The sequence below is a fragment of the Haloarchaeobius baliensis genome (genome assembly GCF_052060055.1).
GTDB lineage: Archaea > Halobacteriota > Halobacteria > Halobacteriales > Natrialbaceae > Haloarchaeobius > Haloarchaeobius baliensis.
Genome location: NZ_JBPPFR010000002.1, coordinates 597,403 through 615,150 on the forward strand (window position 1 = coordinate 597,403; position 17,748 = coordinate 615,150).

20 protein-coding genes are annotated in these 17,748 nt (G+C 69.8%); 10 read left to right on the forward strand and 10 right to left on the reverse strand.

From position 1 onward, the window contains the following. The first annotated feature begins 471 nt into the window (after positions 1–471). Entirely contained in the window at positions 472–1,188 is a 717-nt protein-coding gene (locus tag ACSG06_RS13790; RefSeq protein ID WP_440990859.1) for an acetyl-CoA synthetase, read from the forward strand. Between the two features lie 66 nt (positions 1,189–1,254). Continuing rightward, positions 1,255–1,701: a GerW family sporulation protein gene (locus ACSG06_RS13795; protein WP_440990860.1), complete on the forward strand. Its 447-nt coding sequence runs from the start codon at positions 1,255–1,257 to the stop codon at positions 1,699–1,701. 1 nt (position 1,702) lies between these two features. On the opposite strand, the gene ACSG06_RS13800 is transcribed toward ACSG06_RS13795, so the two are convergent. After that, entirely contained in the window at positions 1,703–2,422 is a 720-nt protein-coding gene (locus ACSG06_RS13800; RefSeq protein WP_440990861.1) for a CPBP family intramembrane glutamic endopeptidase, read from the reverse strand. Between the two features lie 69 nt (positions 2,423–2,491). Further along, positions 2,492–4,501, reverse strand: coding sequence for an AMP-binding protein (locus tag ACSG06_RS13805; RefSeq protein WP_440990862.1), 2,010 nt, complete (start codon positions 4,499–4,501; stop codon positions 2,492–2,494). A gap of 436 nt (positions 4,502–4,937) precedes the next feature. Between ACSG06_RS13805 and ACSG06_RS13810 the strand changes: the two genes are divergently transcribed. The 3 genes from ACSG06_RS13810 (at position 4,938) to ACSG06_RS13820 (ending at position 6,688) form a co-directional block, all read left to right on the forward strand. After that, the gene (locus ACSG06_RS13810) at positions 4,938–5,342 is read left to right on the forward strand and encodes a hypothetical protein (protein WP_440990863.1); all 405 of its coding nucleotides are present in this window, start codon (positions 4,938–4,940) and stop codon (positions 5,340–5,342) included. An 80-nt stretch (positions 5,343–5,422) separates the two neighbouring features. Further along, positions 5,423–6,493 carry a glycosyltransferase gene (locus ACSG06_RS13815; RefSeq protein ID WP_440990864.1) on the forward strand — a complete coding sequence of 357 codons (1,071 nt, stop codon included), beginning with the start codon at positions 5,423–5,425 and terminating at the stop codon, positions 6,491–6,493. Between the two features lie 54 nt (positions 6,494–6,547). Further along, positions 6,548–6,688 carry a hypothetical protein gene (locus ACSG06_RS13820; protein WP_440990865.1) on the forward strand — a complete coding sequence of 47 codons (141 nt, stop codon included), beginning with the start codon at positions 6,548–6,550 and terminating at the stop codon, positions 6,686–6,688. 35 nt (positions 6,689–6,723) lie between these two features. Here ACSG06_RS13820 and folP read toward each other — a convergent pair whose 3' ends face one another. From folP to ACSG06_RS13835, 3 genes are all read right to left on the reverse strand, one after another. Continuing rightward, positions 6,724–9,204, reverse strand: a complete 2,481-nt coding sequence (gene folP / locus ACSG06_RS13825) for a dihydropteroate synthase (RefSeq protein ID WP_440990866.1) — start codon at positions 9,202–9,204, stop codon at positions 6,724–6,726. A 454-nt stretch (positions 9,205–9,658) separates the two neighbouring features. Beyond that, complete coding sequence (locus tag ACSG06_RS13830; protein WP_440990867.1) at positions 9,659–10,525, reverse strand: hypothetical protein; 867 nt, start codon at positions 10,523–10,525, stop codon at positions 9,659–9,661. 75 nt (positions 10,526–10,600) lie between these two features. Next, positions 10,601–11,029 (reverse strand): hypothetical protein, encoded by a 429-nt coding sequence (locus tag ACSG06_RS13835; RefSeq protein ID WP_440990868.1) that lies wholly within the window; start codon positions 11,027–11,029, stop codon positions 10,601–10,603. Positions 11,030–11,153: 124 nt separating this feature from the next. On the opposite strand from ACSG06_RS13835, the gene ACSG06_RS13840 reads away from it, so the two are divergent. The 3 genes from ACSG06_RS13840 to ACSG06_RS13850 all read left to right on the forward strand — a co-directional run bounded on the left by ACSG06_RS13840 (position 11,154) and on the right by ACSG06_RS13850 (position 12,510). Beyond that, positions 11,154–11,495 (forward strand): ArsR/SmtB family transcription factor, encoded by a 342-nt coding sequence (locus ACSG06_RS13840; protein WP_440990869.1) that lies wholly within the window; start codon positions 11,154–11,156, stop codon positions 11,493–11,495. Next, positions 11,495–11,815, forward strand: coding sequence for a DUF7521 family protein (locus ACSG06_RS13845; protein ID WP_440990870.1), 321 nt, complete (start codon positions 11,495–11,497; stop codon positions 11,813–11,815). Before ACSG06_RS13840 ends, ACSG06_RS13845 begins: the two co-directional genes overlap by 1 nt. A gap of 77 nt (positions 11,816–11,892) precedes the next feature. Next, positions 11,893–12,510 (forward strand): GNAT family N-acetyltransferase, encoded by a 618-nt coding sequence (locus ACSG06_RS13850; RefSeq protein ID WP_440990871.1) that lies wholly within the window; start codon positions 11,893–11,895, stop codon positions 12,508–12,510. A 6-nt stretch (positions 12,511–12,516) separates the two neighbouring features. Here ACSG06_RS13850 and ACSG06_RS13855 read toward each other — a convergent pair whose 3' ends face one another. The 3 genes from ACSG06_RS13855 to ACSG06_RS13865 all read right to left on the reverse strand — a co-directional run bounded on the left by ACSG06_RS13855 (position 12,517) and on the right by ACSG06_RS13865 (position 13,835). Beyond that, positions 12,517–13,041: a zinc ribbon domain-containing protein gene (locus ACSG06_RS13855; RefSeq protein ID WP_440990872.1), complete on the reverse strand. Its 525-nt coding sequence runs from the start codon at positions 13,039–13,041 to the stop codon at positions 12,517–12,519. 4 nt (positions 13,042–13,045) lie between these two features. Beyond that, positions 13,046–13,459, reverse strand: a complete 414-nt coding sequence (locus ACSG06_RS13860; protein ID WP_440990873.1) for a hypothetical protein — start codon at positions 13,457–13,459, stop codon at positions 13,046–13,048. A gap of 85 nt (positions 13,460–13,544) precedes the next feature. Beyond that, positions 13,545–13,835 (reverse strand): DUF8142 family protein, encoded by a 291-nt coding sequence (locus ACSG06_RS13865; RefSeq protein ID WP_440990874.1) that lies wholly within the window; start codon positions 13,833–13,835, stop codon positions 13,545–13,547. A gap of 78 nt (positions 13,836–13,913) precedes the next feature. Between ACSG06_RS13865 and ACSG06_RS13870 the strand changes: the two genes are divergently transcribed. Continuing rightward, positions 13,914–14,207: a DUF7967 family protein gene (locus tag ACSG06_RS13870; RefSeq protein ID WP_440990875.1), complete on the forward strand. Its 294-nt coding sequence runs from the start codon at positions 13,914–13,916 to the stop codon at positions 14,205–14,207. Positions 14,208–14,225: 18 nt separating this feature from the next. Here the strand turns inward: ACSG06_RS13870 and ACSG06_RS13875 are convergent, their stop codons facing one another. Continuing rightward, positions 14,226–14,924: a hypothetical protein gene (locus tag ACSG06_RS13875; protein ID WP_440990876.1), complete on the reverse strand. Its 699-nt coding sequence runs from the start codon at positions 14,922–14,924 to the stop codon at positions 14,226–14,228. A 97-nt stretch (positions 14,925–15,021) separates the two neighbouring features. Here ACSG06_RS13875 and ACSG06_RS13880 point away from each other — a divergent pair, with 97 nt between their 5' ends. Next, complete coding sequence (locus tag ACSG06_RS13880; protein ID WP_440990877.1) at positions 15,022–16,704, forward strand: acyl-CoA mutase large subunit family protein; 1,683 nt, start codon at positions 15,022–15,024, stop codon at positions 16,702–16,704. On the opposite strand, the gene ACSG06_RS13885 is transcribed toward ACSG06_RS13880, so the two are convergent. Further along, entirely contained in the window at positions 16,705–17,682 is a 978-nt protein-coding gene (locus tag ACSG06_RS13885) for a hypothetical protein (RefSeq protein ID WP_440990878.1), read from the reverse strand. It abuts the gene before it with no gap. Positions 17,683–17,748: the final 66 nt, after the last annotated feature.

Sequence of the window (17,748 nt, forward strand, 5' to 3'; positions counted from 1 at the left end):
AGTTGCTGAGTGGAGAGTCGCCTTCGTCGGAAGACTCGCTGGAGTCGAGAACAGCCAGAAACCCCCGCCTGTCGTGGGAAACGTCTGAACCGAGAACAGCCAGAAAGCCCCGAGTCGCTGGAGTCGGGGGACTCGCTGCGTCCCCGGAAATCGGAGATTTCCGGTGTGCTCACGAGACGCTCCGCGTCTCGTGACCGGTCCTCGCTCCGCTCCGGTCCTTGCGTCGTCCGCTTTCCTCCAGCGACTCGCCCCTTTCAGTCCCACCCGACAGACACCGCACCGCACCTCACACCTCCCCAGCCTCCTGCGATGCTCGCTGGCGCTGCGCTTCTCGTCCCTCGCGCGGATAGCTCACGGTCTCACTTCGTTCGACACGCTCGCCAGCCGCGCGCCACCCGGTTGGTCCGATGACCGCGTGACCGACATCCGGAACTCCGCGCACTTTTCCCGACCTGCACCCAACGTCGACGCATGGAGACGCTCGCAGACGTGCTGGCACGGGACCGACGGAGCGACGCGCCCGCGCTGTTCGCGGAGGGGCCGACGACCCAGCGGTACGACTACCGGCGCTTCCTGACGACGGCGTGGAAGACGGGCAACCTCCTGCACAAGCGCGGCGTGCGGACGGGAGCCGAGGTCGCGATCGTGCCGTCGCCGCGTGCCCAGCCGGTGCTGACGTTCCTCGGGGCGTCGCTGCTCGGGGCGGTGACGACGTTCGACCCGCCGCGGGAGGTCGCGGCGCGGGCGTTCGTCGCGCCGACGGGCCGGCTCGGGGAGTACGACATCGCGCCCGGGACCGCGACGGTGGGCTACGGCGCGGACCCCGAGGACCCGGCGCACGACTACTGGGAGGGCGGGGTCTGGAGCGAGAACCCGACGATGCCGCCCGAGCCGGCCTCGCCGTCGGACCCGATCCTCGACGACGGCGACCGGCAGTACACCCACGCGGACCTGATTGCGGGAGCGCAGTGGGCCGTCGAGGAGCTGGGGCTGACTGCCGAGGACACGGTGGTCGTCCGGGGGCAGGTCGGCTCGCCGGCGGTGCTCGCGGCGGGGGTCATCGGGCCGCTGGTCGCGGGTGCCTCGATCCGACTCGACGGCGGCGACGAGGACGCCGTGGGGGTCGCGGACGGAGCGAGTGTCGACGTCTCGTCGGGGTTCTTCGAGCGCGTCGCGGCGTCGCAGTAGCGCAGGGCATTGGGCCCCCAACAGCTTGGACCGGAGCTTATCGGGCTGAACGTCGTCTATACAGGTATGAGCGAGCACTCCGCGGAGAGCGAGGCATCGACCGACGCTGGCACGGACCCCGAGACGCTGCGGTCGGCCGGCGGCATCATCACGGGGCTGCTGGACCGGGTGACCGAGTCGGCCGCCGTCGACGCTGTGTACGGCGAGCCGGTCGAGGCCCACGGCCGGACGGTCATCCCGGTCGCGAAGGTCGCCTACGGCTTCGGTGCGGGAAGCGGGACCGGGAGCGCGGTGCACCCGGCCGAGGAGGGTGCGGACGACGACGCTGGCGAGGGCAGCGGGAGCGGCGGGGGTGGCGGCGTCTCGGCCAGTCCCGTCGGCGTGGTCGAGGTGACCGACGAGGGGACGCGGTTCGTGCGGTTCGACGACCGCCGCAAACTCGCGGTCGGAGCCGGCCTCGGGCTCGCGCTGGGCTACCTGCTCGGCAGGCGTCGACGGCGCGACGGCGACTGAGCTACGCGGCGGTCGTGGTCAGGTAGGCCGTCCCGGCGAGGACGACGTTGTAGACCGCGTGGGTGACGATGGGAACGGTGAGGTTGTCGGTCCACTCGTACAGCGCGCCGAGGACGGCCCCGGTTCCGGCGATGAGCAGCGCACCGGCGACGACCTGCGGGACCGAACCGGTGTAGTTCGTGAGGTGGACCGACCCGAACAGGAGACTGGAGCCGACGACCGCCCCGACCGGCCCGAACGTCTCGCGGAGCCGGCCCTGTATCACGCCCCGGAACAGGTACTCCTCGGCCGGTGCGACGATGAGCACCGACAGGATCGCGACGCCGAGGAAGAAGTTCGGATCGATGCTCCCGCTCTCCTCGATGACCGAGCCCGGAACGAGGTCGAGCGCGGCGAGCAGGACCGACAGCGCGGTCGCGAGCACGAGCGCGAAGAGCGTGCCCGCCAGCGCGAAGCCGGCCTCGCGGGCGGTCGGGGCGCGGACCGGAATCCTGAGTCCGCGACGTCGGGCGTAGACGAACCCGAACAGGAGGAAGCCGAGCTGCCCGGCCGCGGTGAGCAGGAGGAGTCCGAGCGTCGTCGCCACGTCGAGGCCGAGCGCGAGCGACGGCACGAGGAAGACGACGCCGACGAGCGTCGAGACGACGATGGCGAGCACGGTCAGCCCGACGGCGGTGAGGGCGGTGCGGACCGGGCCGGTTGGGGTAGGTGTCTCAGTCACGTCCTATGATACGTCGTCGGTCGAGAAAAACGAACGTGTCGCGGGGACTCCGGATGGTCGCCGACCCCGCTACCGCGCGTCCTCCAGCCGCTCCAGCGCCTCGGGGTTCTCGATGCTGCTCATGTCGCCGAGCTCCTCGCCCTGGTAGGTCGCCTCGATGGCCCGGCGGATGATCTTCCCGGACTGGGTCTTCGGGAACTCGTCGACGAACAGGATCTCGCGCGGCCGGAACGGCTTGCCGAGCTCCTCGCCGACCTGCGCGCGGAGTTCCTCGCGCAGCTCGTCGGTCTCGTCGTAGCCCTCCTCGAGGATGACGTACGTGACGACGGCGGTGCCGGTGGTGTCGTCGGGGGCGCCGACGGCGGCGGCCTGGTTCACCGCCTGGTGGTCCATCAGCGCGCCCTCGACCTCGGCGGGGCCGACCTTCCGGCCCGCCACGTTGAGCGCGTCGTCCGCGCGGCCGTGGAGGAACCAGAAGCCGTCCTCGTCCATCTGGGCCCAGTCGCCGTGGTCCCACATCGGCGGGTCCTGGAACGACGACCAGTACTCCTCGAGGTAGCGCTCGTCGCCCGACCAGAGGCTCTTGGTCATGCTCGGGCAGGAGTCACGCGCGACGAGGAAGCCGCGCTCGTGGGTGTCCCTGATGGACTCGCCGCTGGAGTCCACGATGTCGATGTCCATGCCCAGGCCCGGCCCGCCCAGCGTACAGGGCTTGAGGGAGTTGATGGGCATCGGCATGAGGAAGCAGCCGCAGATCTCGGTGCCCCCGGAGATGTTGATGATGGGTGCCTCCCCGCCGCCGACCGTCTCGAGGAACCACTGCCAGGACTCGGGGTCCCACGGCTCGCCGGTCGAGCCGAGCAGGCGCAGGCTGGAGAGGTCGTGCTTTGCGACCCACTCGTCGCCGTGCTTGCGTAGCGCGCGGATGGCCGTCGGCGAGATGCCGAACTGGGTGAGCGAGTGGCGGTCGATCATCTCCCAGAAGCGGTCCGGCTCGGGGTGGTCCGGCGCGCCCTCGTACATGAAGATGGTGTTGCCGAACGTGTGGTTGCCGATGAGCGTCCACGGCCCCATCATCCAGCCGATGTCGGACACCCAGAAGAACCGGTCCGAGGGCTTGAGGTCGAAGCCGAAGTAGAGCTCCTTCGCGCACTGCAGCTGGACGCCGGCGTGGGTGTGGACGATCCCCTTCGGCTTGCCCGTCGTCCCCGAGGAGTAGAGCAGCATCGACTCCTGGCTGGAGTCGAGGGACTTCGAGTCGTACTCGTCGGACTGGGGCTCGATGGCCTCCGCCCAGGTGTCGTCGCGGCGCTTCCACTCGACGGACTCCTCCTCGCTGCTGACGAGGCCGAGGCGCTCGTAGACGACGGTGTGCTCGACGTGGCCCGCCTCGTCGATGGCGTCGTCGGCCGCGCCCTTCAGCCGGACCTCGCCGCCGCGGCGGTAGAAGCCGTCGCCCGTGAAGAGGACCGAGCACTCCGAGTCGGAGATGCGGGTCGCCGTCGCGTCGACGCCGAAGCCCGAGAAGATGGGCACCGCGATGGCACCGACCTTGAAACAGCCGTAGAGGATGGAGACGACCTCGGGCACCATCGGCATGTACAGCCCGACCGTGTCGCCCGTCTCGATGCCCACCGATTCGAGGTAGTTCGCCACCTGGTTGGACTGGCGGTGCAGCTCGTGGTACGTGACCTCGCGCACCTCGCCGTCCTCGCCCTCCCAGATCGTCGCGACCTTGTTGCGTGTCTCGTTGTCCGCGGCCGCGTGGCGGTCCACCACGTTGTGCGCGAGGTTTATCTCGCCGCCGGGGTACCAGTCCGTGAACTGCGGGCCCTCGCTGTCGTCCCGGACCGCGTCGTAGTCCTCGTAGAACTCGATGCCCAGGTAGTCCACGAGCTCGTCCCAGAACCAGTCGACGCCCGACTCGTCGACGCCCGCGACCTCCGTCGTGGTTCGCTCGATGAGTTCGTCGTAGTCCGCGATGTCGTGCGCCTGCATGAACTGCCAGACGTTCGTCGACTCCACGAACTCCTGTGACGGCTCGAACGCCACCTCGGATACGTCCTCCAGGGATTCCATGTCGTCCGTGTGTTTTTCGGGGACGGGTCATAGAAATTGCCCTCAACGTTCGTGCGGTTTCTGTCTGGCTTGGTTGGCCTCGTCGTGGGGGTAGGGTGAGGAGGAAACGTGGGAACCGCTGGTGACGGGAACAGCCAGAAAGCCCCGGCGGGCTACGCTCCCGCGGCTCGCTGCGGTCCTCGTACCTGCGGTCCTTGCGTCGCCGGGGTTCGCGTAGCCCGCCGCCCCTTTCAGTCCCACCCCGCACCGCACCAGCCCTCCCCCTCGACACCCACGCGCCTGCCGGCGCGGGGTGTCTTGGCCGTGTGGGCGGTGGCGGTATCGGAGTGCTGGTCAGCCGGGGGTCTCTGGCTGTTCTCGTCGCTGGCTACGGTCACATCTGTTCGTTACTTCCGAACCGAAACGCCTGTACCGAACCGCGGGGAATACGAGAACGATGCCGCCCTCCCGCCGCAGCCTTCTGGTCGCATGCACCGCTGCCGTCCCGCTCCTCGCCGGCTGTTCGGCGTTGGGAGAGTCGGGCTCGGTCGAACGGGTGACGGTCGAGCTCTCCAACGGCACCAAGACGGAACGTGCGTACCACGTGCTGCTCGGGACGACCGACGGACTCCGCGAACTCGCGGTCGAGACGATTCCGGTGGACGAGACGACGGTCGTCGAGGCTGACACCGGCGACTTCGCGACGATCACCGGGCTCCACGTCGTCGTCGGCGAGTACCACGTGAGCGCCGACCGATTCGGGCCGGAGTCGGGGTCCGGGTGTCTCCGGTACCTACTGTACCAGCGCCCCGAGAGCGAACCGCAGCTCTGGAGTTCTGCCGACACCAGCTGCGAGGAGTGACCCGACTCTCGAGTGTGGCCACACACCGGCGGAGAGCCGGGGTCTTTATTACCGAACCGGGAGCCTACTTCGCATAGACGATGCGTGTCGCGTTCGTCGCGCTGGAGACGGCACTCCACGTCGACAGCGAGGCGAATCGACGGCTCAAGGGCATCGCGGAGGACCTCGCGGCCCGCGGGCACGACGTCTGCGTGTTCTGTGCGAAGTGGTGGACCGGGGACATCCCCGAGTGGGAGCACGAGGACGTCATCTACCGGGGACTCGTCGACGACATAGAGTCGGAGCGGAAGTTCCGCTACGCGCTCCCGATGGCGGTCCGGAAGTTCGGCGCGGAGGTGGTTCACGCCGCCGGCCGGCCACCGAAGCAGGTGTCGGCAGCGAAGAAGGCGGCCCGCGTCGCCCGGGCACCGCTCGTGACGGACTGGTACGGCGACGTGGCGGAGTACGGGCGGGCCCACCGGAAGGCGCTGAAGAAGTCGGACCGGGTGGTCACGCCCTCGGAGATGGTCCAGACGCACGCCCGGGAGCACGGCGCGAGCGAGGACGCTGTCGAGGTCATCCCGAACGGCATCGACTTCGACCTGCTGGAGTCGGTGGAGCCACGGCAGGTCGCCGACGTCGTGTACGCCCGCCGGCTGGACGAGGGTGCGAACCTCGAATCCCTGCTCCTGGGGCTCGCCGAGCTCCGGCAGGTGGACTGGTCGGCGGTGGTCATCGGCGACGGGCCGGAGCGGGCGGCGTACGAGCAGCAGGCGCGGGACCTGCGCATCGACGACCGCATCACGTGGCTGGGCGAGTGCGACCGCGAGCAGCGCATCGCGGTGTACAGGGGTGCACACGTCTTCGCCCAGACCGCCAAGGAGTGCCTGTTCGCGACCGAACTGCTGTGGGCGCTCGCCTGTGGCTGCATCGGCATCGTGGAGTACCACGCCGACTCGTCGGCCCACGAGCTGCTCGTCCGGCGGGACGCCGAGTTCGACCGCGGATTCCGCACCACGAGCGAGCAGGAGCTCGCCGACGCCATCAGCGAGGCCGCGAGCATGGAGCGGCTGACCGTGGACGACCGGTTCGCCGAGTTCGACCGACGGGAGGTGCTGGAGCGCTATCTCGAATGCTACCGCGAGGAGATGGAGTCCGTCGGACTGTTCTGACCGAAGATTGAGGGTGCCACGCGGGCAAGAGGGGACGATGACAGGGGTCGCTCGATGACCGACGAGTTCGACGAGGACCGGGCGCTCTCGCTGCTCGCGAACGAGGTGCGCGTCGAGATCGTGGCGACGGTGGGGGCGGCGCTCTCGCGGCCGATCATCTTCGCGGAGAACGAGACCGCCGCGCCGGCCGACTGACCCGCCGACCCGCCGACCCGTCGGGCGTCGGCCCGCTACCCGTCCAGCGTCTCCGGGTCCTGTACACCCTCGGCGACCCGGACCGCGTCGACGTTCTCGCGCACGTCGTGGACCCGGATGACGTCGGCCCCGCGGTCGGCGGCGATGGCCGTCCCGGCGACCGTCGCCGGGAGCCGCTCGCCGTCCGCGCGGCCGATGGCCCCGAACATCGACTTGTGGGAGTGACCGACGAGGATGGGACAGCCGAGTGCGTCGAACTCGTCGACCCTGTCGAGCAGCTCGAACGACTCGGCGGCGGTCTTCCCGAAGCCCAGCCCGGGGTCGACGACGATCTGCTCGCGGTCGAGGCCGGCCTTCTCGGCCAGCAGGACGCGCTCGCGGAGCTGGTCGAGCACGTCGTTCACCACGTCGTCGTAGGCGATGTCGTTCTCGGGGTCGACGGGGGTGTCGATGCTGTGCATCACGACCAGCGGCGCGTCGTACTCGGCGGCGACGAAGCGCATCTCGGGGTCGCCGAGTCCGGAGACGTCGTTGCAGATGTCGGCGCCCGCGTCGAGCGCGGCACGGGCGACCTCGGCGCGGCGGGTGTCCACCGAGATGGGCACCTCGATGCCCGCGTCGCGGACCGCCTCGACGACGGGGACGACGCGGTCGCGCTCTTGCTCGACGGAGACGGCGTCGGCGCCCGGCCGTGTCGATTCGCCGCCGATGTCCACGATGTCGACGCCAGCGTCGACCATCTCGCGGACCCGTTCGAGCGCGTCCTCGACGGCGTCGTACTCGCCACCGTCGTGGAACGAGTCGGGGGTGACGTTCAGGATGCCCATGACGGCGGTGCCGTCGGTCCAGGGGTAGTCGACGGCTCCGTCGGAGCCGGTGCCGCTGTCGAGGTCGAGCGTCTCGCGGAGCTCCCGGGCGAACTGCGCCAGCCCGTCGGGACCGTCTTCGATGTCGTCCGCCAGCGCCGCGAACTCCGCGAGGGTGCCCATCAGCACCACGTCGAGGCGCTCGCCCTCGGTCTCCAGCCCGGAGACCGCGCACTCGCCGCCGTGGGTCAGCAGCGAGTCGCGGATCTTCGTCGCCTGCCGGCCCTGCAGCCGGGTGCGGAGCACGCGGTGGACGCCGTCGGCGCGCAGCGCCGCGATCTCGTCGTCGGTGACGGCCGCGTCCGTCAGCACCTCGCTCGCGTCGTCGACGTCCTCGACCCGCGTGGGCACCTGCACCCGGGTCCAGCGCGTGCGGCCCTCGGCGACGGTGAACAGCGACCCCGTCACGAGCACGCAGTCCTCAGGGCCGGCCGCGTCGAGCGCCCGGTCGAGCGCCGAATCCACCGCGCCACACGGCTGCGGGGCCGCGACGCCTGCATCCTCGAACACCCGCGCGAGCACCGCGTCGTCCTCGGCGCGCTGGAGGTCCGGCTCGCAGGTGTAGACGGCGTCGATCTCGGGGAGCCCCGCCGCCATCTCGCGATGGGCCTTGTCGTGCATCGCGCCGAAGACGACGTGCAGCTCGCCGTAGTCGAACTCCGCGAGCGTCTCGCCGGCGCGCTCGCAGGCCGCCGGGTTGTGCGCGCCGTCGAGGACCGTCAGCGGCGCGTCGTCGAGCACCTCGAACCGCCCCGGCCAGTGCGCGTTCCGGAGCCCGCGGGCGAGCGTCGCCTCGGTCACCGCCGCGCCCAGCTCGTCGCCGGCCTGCCGGGACAGCGCGCAGGCGATGCCCGCGTTCGTCGCCTGATGCGCGCCCAGCGTCGGAATCCGGGTGTCGACCCGCCACTCCGTGCCGTCCGTGTCCTCGCCCGCGACCGACACCGCCGCCTCCACGTGGTTCTCCCGGCCGCCGTAGCTCGTCCGCACGTCCGCGTCGTCGTCGCCCACGGTGAGCACGTCGCCCGCCTGCTCGCGGACCGCCGCCAGCGCGTCGCCCGTCGTGCCCGTGACGAGGGGCCGGCCCGCCGGCGCGACGTGGGCCTTGTCCGTGGCGATCTCCTCGACCGTGTCGCCCAGCAGCTGGGTGTGCTCCAGCGAGACGGTCGTCACCGCACTCGCCACCGGCTCCACCACGCTCGTGGCGTCCAGTCTCCCGCCGATGCCGACCTCCAGCACGGCGACGTCGACGTCCTCGCGGTCGAAGTGCCACAGCGCCAGCGCCGTCATCGCCTCGAAGAACGTCGGCGACTCCCCGTCTGCCGCCCGCTCCACCACGTGCGGCTGGATGGCCTCGACGAACTCGCACAGCTCGGAGCGGGGGACCTTCCGCCCGTCGACGCGGATCCGCTCGCGCACGTCCTCGAGGTGCGGCGACGTGTACAGCCCGACGGTGAGTCCGGCCTCGCGCAGGACCGACTCGACCATCCGCGTGGTGCTGCCCTTGCCGTTCGACCCCGCGACCTGGACACACGCCAGGTCCTCGTGGGGGTCGCCCACGGTCGCGAGGAGGTCCGCCGTCGACTCCGTCCCCGGCTTCGCGCCGTAGCGACGGAGGTCGAACAGCAGGCTCGCGGCCTCGTGATACTGCATACGCGAGCATTTCTGGGGACGCGCTTTAGCGTGTCGGAGTCTGAATTCGTATCGTTCGTGACTGGTGGTTGCTAGGGCTGTCGGGGGACTCGCTGGTGTCACTGACAGCCAGAAAGCCCCGAGGGTCTCGGCTCCCGGGCCTCGCTGCGGTCCTCGCTCCGCTGCGGTCCTCACGTCGGCCGGGTTCGCCGAGACCCTCGCCCCTTTCAGTCCCACCGCACCGCACCTCACGCCTCCCCAGCCTCCTGCGTCCCCAGAAATCGAAGATTTCTGGTGTGCTCACGAGACGCGAGCGTCTCGTGACCGCTCCTCGCTGGCGGTGCGGTGCTCATCCCTCGCACGAGTGCGGCTCGCGGTCTCGCTGGCGCTCGACACGCTCGCAAGCCGCGCGTCAGCCGGCTGGTCGGTCGTCGATGCGCGCAGGAGGGTTACAATATCCGTGAACTTCGGGAGGTCAGGACAGCCAGCCCTGCAGCCAGAACACGCCCTCCACGTCGTCGCCGGCTTCGGGGACGTAGCCGTCGCAGACGTGCTCGGCGGCGTAGAGCGATATCTCGTAGTCCTCGCCGTGGGCGTCCCGGAACAGGGGGACGCGGCAGCGGTAGACGGTGGTGTCGCCGAACTCGGACTCCGTCACGGACTCGATGCGGGTCTGGAACACGTAGTCGTCGACGTCGCCGCCGTCGAACGGGACGAAACCGGCCATCCCGGCGGTGGAGAACTCGTGCTCGTCGTCGACGGTGAGCGTCTCGTCGTCGGCCGGGTTGAGGTCGTAGCAGAGCGCGGCGAGCTCGACCTGGCGGGTGCCCTCGACGGCCTCGTCGATGGTGACGTAGTTGGTGGCGAACAGCGAGACGGTGGCGTCGCCGAGGGTACCCGTCACCTGTGCCTCCGCGCCGTTGGCCCACGGGACGACGGACTCGACGGTCAGCTCGTGGGTGACGCCCTCGGCGACGGGGTAGGCGGTCCAGAGCTCGCCGCCGGCGCTGGTGACGACGAGCGTCGAGACGGGTCCGGCACCGGCGCGGTAGCCGACGACGCGCTCGCCGTCGTCCGCGCTCCACTCGGTCGGCATCCCGGACTCGACCGCGCCGCGGACCATCGTGATGACGTCCATCTGGCCCGTGGTCACGGTGTCCCAGTGGCTGCCGTGGCTGCCGCTCTTCTCGCCCTCGGCTGCCTCGTTGACGCCGCCGCGGCCGCGGCCCTCGGGGTCGGTCGTCGGCTCCGGTGCGGCCTCGGCGTCGTCGTGCCCGGTCGCGGGCTGTGGCTCGGGGTCGTCGTCGCCGAAGATGCCACGGACGCGGTCGAACAGTCCCATGGCTCCGACTGCGGGGCGGGGCGTCAAGGGCCTTCCGTCGTCGGAGAGGGTCGACGGGGTGACGCAGTCGACCGTTCAGCCCACCCTCGACACGTCCGCCCGCAGCTCCCCCAGAATCGTGGTGGAGAGCCCGGCGACGATGCCGCCCAGCACCGCGACCCCGACGAACGTCCCGGCGACGAGGCCCGTGACGGCGAGCTCCTGCCAGAGCGTCAACAGCTCGGGTGCCGCGGTGTTGATGCCGACGTGGACGCCGTTCTCGTGGTAGCCGACGGGCGCGAACGCGCCGGCGCTGGCGAGGTAGACGAGGGCAGCCCACGGGAGCGCGCCGAGGAGGCCGGCGACGCCGCTGGCGAGTCCACCGCGCAGCGGGTCGGTCGTCCCGCGACCGGCGAGCCAGCCGCCGAGGGCGGGGCCGACGCCCGTCGGGGCCGTCACCAGCACGGCGAGGCCACCGACGAGTATCCGTCCGATTCGCGTCGCGAGTGGTGGTTCCGTCTCCATCCGTGTCCGGACAGACGCAGGGGGTGGACATCGTCCCACCCGGCTGGCTTCAGCGGCTGAAGCCAGGGGAAACGTGGAGGACGGCCGAACAGTTATTGGGCACTGCGGAGATGACCAACCCGTCGTGTCCGACCCGCCAGACATCGCCGCCCTCACGGACCTGCTCGCGGACGACACCGCCCGGCAGATACTCGTGGAGACCAGGGGCCAGGCTCGCTCGGCGGCCGAACTCAGCGAGCGGACCGGCACGTCGGAACCGACCGTCTACCGGCGGCTCGACCGGCTCCGCGAGGCCGACCTGGTCGCCGAGGAGGTGCAGGTGGTCACCGACGGGAAGAACTACAGCGTCTACCGCGCACAGCTCGACGGCGTGGCACTCGACCTCACCGAGGACGGCTTCGAGGTCACCGTCTCGCGCCGCGAACGGATGGCCGACCGGTTCACGCGACTCGTAGAGGACATGTGATGATGCTCGAACTCCCACTCCAGTCGTTCGATCTCGAAACGCTCAGTCTCGCCCGGCAGCTCAGCGAGATCCTCACCGTGGCGCTCGGGCTGGCGATCAGCTACATCGCCTACCGCGGCTATCGCCGCAACGGGAGCCGTGCGATGCTGTTCGTGGCCGCCGGGTTCGTCCTCGTGGTCGGCGTGCCGGCGCTCGTGACGGTCGTGCTCTACCTGGTGCTCGACCTGCCGATCCCCGTCGTCAACAGCGTCGGACAGGTGAGCGAACTCGCCGGGATGGCGGCTATCCTCTACGGCCTGTGGACGCCGCGGGGCGGGTGACCGGAGACGGGGCGCCGCCACGACCGGCAGACGGGATGGGGACAACTCATATTGTGTTCGGCCTGCTATCTTGGGTCATGTACGTCCGGGACGCGAAAAACAGGGAGGAAGTGTGGTTGCTGGACCACATCGAGGCCATGGGACTGGACGACACGGCGTTCCGGTCGCGCGATTACGTCGTGGCCATCGACGAGGAGGCCGGCTCGAAGGCCGGCTTCGGGCGCATCCGCGTCCACACCGCGGGCGAAGGCGAGCGTACACAGAGCGGTCGCCGCGACCCCGACGAGGACGACGTCTGCGAGCTGACCAGCATCGGCGTGCTGGAGGGCTGGCAGGGCCAGGGCGTCGGCGCGCACGTCATCGAGCGGCTGGTCGAGTACGCGGGCGACGCCGGCTTCGAGCAGGTGTACGCGCTCACCGACGAGGGTGGCTACCTCGCGCAGTTCGGCTTCGAGGCCATCGAGGTCGACGACCTGCCGGGCGTGCTGCAGGACCGGCTGTCGGAGAAGCGAGAGTCGACGACGCCCGGTGCTCGCCCGATGCGGCTCCGGGTCGCCGAGTTCACGATGCCCCGCCGGTTCCGCGAGCGGTTCAAGGACGCCGGCGAGGAGGAGACCCCGGAGCCCGAGGAGACGCCGGAGGACTTCGGTATCGACCCGGAGAAGGCGACGTACAAGTACGATACGGGGCGGTAGGCCGTCTCAGGGCGTGCCGACCTTCTCGTGGCGCTGGTAGAGGTAGGCCGCACCGACGACGACGTTCAGTATCCAGACCGCGAGCAGGACGACCCAGAGGACCTGACTGGGCCGCCAGTCGCTGGTCGCACGGACGTACTTGATGTCGTAGTAGGCCGCGACGGGGAGCCCGACCCAGGCGAGCAGCACGAGGAAGCCGGCGAAGGCACCGCCCCCGTTCGGGGCCACGCTGACGAGCACGAGCAGGAACGCCCACAGCGCGGTGCCGCCGGCGACCCCGTACCACCAGTTCTCGGAGACGGACGGCTGGTACTGGCCGGACCGTTCCGACTGCCGTACCCGGGTGGTATCGTCCGGGGACGATCTGCTGGTCGTGCCCCTGTCCGTCGAGTTCGGCGACCGGCGCGGCGGCGCCGTCGGCATCTCGTTCGCGGTGCCGCAGTTCGGGCAGAACTCGGCCGCCTTCTTGATGCGGACGCCGCAGTTGCGACAGAACATCTCGTCGACGGCCTTCTGTCTCTGCTCGGCCATCGACTCACCAGGTCTCCCCGTGGCGGCGGAGTTCACTCCGGGCGTTACCGATGATGCTCGACGTGTGTATCGGGACGATGATGATGCCGAACAGGAAGTAGTTGAACGTCAGGAAGTTGATGATGGCCAGCCCGGTCTTCCCGACCATCAGGTAGCCGGCCGGGGAGAGGAAGAATCCCACGAGGGCGACGATACCCTTGTCCTTCCGGGCGATCTTCCGGAGCTCGTACGTGCGGGCGTCCGGCAGGTTACCGCCGCCGTGTCCACGGTTGTCGACAGGTGGTGCGGCCTCTATCTGTCGGACGCCGCACTCCGGGCAGATCTCCGCGTGTTCCTTGATGACGACGCCACAACTGGTGCAGAACACCTCGTCCGGGGCGACACCGCTCCGCACCTCACCATCGTCCCTGGTTGACATTACAGGCGGAGTATCAGGGGGGCCGAACAAAGCGCTTATGCCCGATCTCGCGCCGGTTTCGAGTGCCGTGTGGCGACCGAACGGGTCACTTCGCGACCGCGTCCTCGTCGTCGGTGCGGTCGCTGACGAAGCCGTACTTGAACGCGATCCAGCCGAGGAAGCTGATGAAGAGGATGGGCGGGAGGATCATGAAGCCCCAGAGCGGGTCGAGCCCCCAGCCGAGCAGGAGCACCACGTCCGCGAGCCCGAGCGCGAGGAACGGCAAGATGAACAGCGCGGCCTGCTTGCGCGACACCTCGTCGTCGTCGTCCGGGATCGGGGGGCCGTCCGGGTCGACCGGCGCCTCGTTCGCCGCACGGTCGTCGGTGCCGTCCATGGCCGACGGTCGGGTCCGGACGAGCAAAAGTGCCGCGGTCGGCGGTAGACTCACACGCCGCGGCGGCGTAGGTGCCGTATGGACACGGGTACCGGGACGGTGGAGACGCGACGGGTCTGGCTCGTCGAGCGCACCTACTCGGACGACGAGTTGAACATCGTCATCCTCACGTACGCGACGCCGGACGGCGAGTGGTACCACCGGAAGGAGCGCGCATTGACGAGCTTCACCGGTGACCAGCGCGAGACGCTCGCGGCCCTGGAGGTCCCGGTCTCGAACCTCGGGCGCGTCGCGGACGACGAGGAGCGCGAGTGGTTCGCGACGGAGGCCTCGCGGATGCAGGCCCAGCACGACCCGGACGACGCGATCTGAGCCGACCGTCGCGGGGGGCTACTCGATGCTCCACGAGTCGGTGAGCGGCTCCGACCAGCCGGCCGCGCCGCGCCAGCACAGCACGCCGTCGCCGGGCCACTCGAACCGGAGCGAGTCGCCGACGGTCACGGGGTCGTCGGGCGCCTTCTCCGTCAACCCCGACCAGCGCGCGGTGTCGAGCAGTTCGCCGTCGGTGGTCACGTTCCGGACCTGCAGCCGTTCGGCAGTGATCGACTCCGGGCCAGCGTTCTGGAGGACGACGGCCTCGCTCCCATCGGAGCGTACCTCGAAGGTGGCGTCCGGGGGCGAGGGCACCGTCGGCGGGTCGCCAGCGGGGTCCTCGTCGACGATCTCGACCGTCTCATCCGCCGGGAGCGTCAGCGTCGGGACGCCGTAGAGTCTGGTCATACCGTCGTCGAGGTAGCTGGTCGCCGCGACGCAGTCGCCACGCTCGACCCCGTCGAACCCGTGCTCCGAGTTCGGGGAGAGCAGTCCCCAGCCGGTGCCGTCGGTCAGCGTCAGGCGGTAGTCAGCACCCGCCACGGCCGCGCGCACCCGAACGGTGTCCGGCGGGTCGTCCGTCGTGGCGGCGTCGGGCAGCGAACCGAGCGAGTGGTCACCGGGCGAGCAGGGCTGGGGTTCGGCTACCTCTGCCGCGCCGAGACAGCCGGCGAGCGACCCGGCTGCGACAGTCGTGAGGAGGGCACGTCGTCGCATCGTTCCGAACTATCGAGGAACACACATAAAACACACCGCTCGCCCGTTCCCGTCGGTTCGTCAAAGGTTAATGCGGAGGCCGTCGTGGCTTCGAGTAATGTTCGACGAAGACGACCTCGACGCCATCCGCTCTGCGAAGTCGGAGTGGGAGGCGGACGAGGTCGAGCCGGTCGTCGACCGGTTCGGCGAACGCAAGGAGACGTTCACGACAGACACGGGGGGCCACGAGGTCGACCGGCTGTACACGCCCGACGACGTGGGCGACCTGGACTACGAGGACGACCTCGGCTTCCCCGGGCAGGAGCCGTACACCCGCGGGGTCTACTCCACGGGCTACCGGGGTCGGCTGTGGACGATGCGCCAGTACGCCGGGATGGGAACGCCCGAGGAGACCAACGAGCGGTTCCACTACCTGCTCGACCAGGGCCAGACCGGGCTCTCGATGGCGTTCGACCTGCCGACGCAGATGGGCTACGCCTCCGACGCCGCGATGGCCGCCGGCGAGGTCGGCAAGTCGGGCGTCGCCATCGACACGCTCGCCGACATGGAGACGGTGTTCGACGGCATCCCACTCGACGAGGTCTCCACGTCGATGACCATCAACGCGCCTGCCAGCGTCCTGCTCGCGATGTACATCGCCGTCGGCGACCGGCAGGGCGTCGACCGCGAGGAGCTCCGGGGCACCATCCAGAACGACGTGCTGAAGGAGTACATCGCCCGGAACACGTACATCTACCCGCCGGAGCCGTCGATGCGCATCATCACGGACATCTTCGAGTTCTGCGCCGACGAGACGCCGAAGTTCAACACCATCTCCATCTCCGGCTACCACATCCGCGAGGCCGGCTCGACGGCGGCACAGGAGATCGCGTTCACCCTCGCCGACGGCATCGAGTACGTTGAGACGGCGCTCGACGCCGGGCTGGACGTGGACGAGTTCGCGCCACAGCTCTCCTTCTTCTTCGCCTCCTACAACAACATCCTGGAGGAGGTCGCGAAGTTCCGCGCCGCCCGCCGGCTCTGGGCGAAGCTGATGGAGGAGCGCTTCGACCCCGAGAACCCGAAGTCGAAGCAGCTAAAGTTCCACACCCAGACCGCCGGCTCGACCCTCACGGCCCAGCAGATAGAGAACAACATCGTCCGGGTCGCCTATCAGGCGCTCGCCGCCGTCCTCGGCGGTACGCAGAGCCTGCACACCAACGGGAAGGACGAGGCGCTCGCGCTGCCGACCGAGGAGTCCGTGCGGACCGCGCTGCGCACCCAGCAGATACTCGCCCACGAGTCCGGCGCGGCCGACACCGTCGACCCGCTCGCGGGCAGCTACTACGTCGAGAACCTCACCGACGAGCTGGAGGCGGAGGCGATGGACCTCATCGAGACCATCGATGAGAAGGGCGGGATGCTCGAGGCCGTCCAGAGCCAGTGGGTCCAGCGGCAGATACAGGACACCGCCTTCGACCGCCAGGAGGAGATCGAGGACGGCGAGCGCGTCATCGTCGGCGTCAACGAGTACCAGGTCGACGAGGAGCCCGAGATGGACTTAGAGGAGGTGACCGAGGAGGACGAGCGCCGCCAGAAGGAACGCCTCGCGTCGGTGAAAGCGGAGCGCGACGACGAGGACGTCGCGGCGACGCTCGACGCGCTGCGGGCCGCCGCACAGAGCGACGACAACCTCATGCCGTACATCGTCGACTGCGTGAAGGCGTACGCGACCGTCGGCGAGATCTGCGACGTGCTGCGCGACGAGTTCGGGGAGTACCACCCCGGCAGCGCGCTGTAATCAGTCGCCGCCGAGCTGGAAGTCCGCGTTCCACGTCGCACGGGCGACGTCGACGTCGCCCTGGTTCGTCCGGTGGAGGACGGAGACGTGCGCGGGGAAGTCGGCCTCGAAGCCGACGGTGGCCTCGTAGTCGACCTGCCCGACGCACTCGACACAGGCGTCGGCGTCGGTCTCCATCGCCTCGAGGACGAGTTCGAACACGCCGGACTCGCTGTCGTAGCCCGACTCGGCCACGTCGACCGAGTAGCAGGGCGTGGGCGTGATGAACGTGCCCTCGACGGTCACCTCTTCGTCGCCGTAGGTGACGGTCGCTGTGTGGTCCTGGCCCTCGGCGCACTGCCCCTCGCCCTGGCCGATACCGATGGTCCGGGCTGCCGGGTCGGGGCAGGCCATCAACGTGGTGATGCCGCCGGTCTCGACCGACCAGTCCGCGGCGACCGTGATGGACGTGAAGCCGCTGTTGCACTCGAAGTCGCCGTGGTCGAGCCGGTGCTCGGTGAGGGTGCGGCCGTCTCCCTCGACGACGAGGGTGTACTCTGCAGGGACGTAGAACACGACCGTGGCGTAGTCGCCGGCCGGGAGCGTCGTCGTGCCGAGGTCGCGCACCTGCAGGTCGTCGGTCGGCCCGGGGGTCGGCCGGGTCACGCGCAGCGCGAAGTCGCGCTCCTCGTCGGCGTCGTTGCGGACGTGGACGGGGACGGGCTTGTTGTTGTTCGCGAAGGCGACGCCCTCGGGCGAGCCGATCTCGAAGCGGGCGGCCTCGGTCTGCTCGTCGGGGTTGAACGTGCCGTCGTCGTCGTCATCGTCGTCGGTCCCGTCCGGCGTGTCGGTGCCGTCGTCGTCGCCGGGTGTCGTGCCAGGCTCGTCGGTCGTCGGGTCGCCGGTGCCGGGGGCGCCGGCGCCGGTGTCGTCGATACAGCCGGCGACACCGACCGCGCCGATACCTGCGAGCGAGCTCAGGAGGGTTCGTCGCTTCATACCCGACAGTACGTCACCGGATAAGAAAACGGCTGGCCAAGCTGAAATCGCGGTTTCACCGGGCCC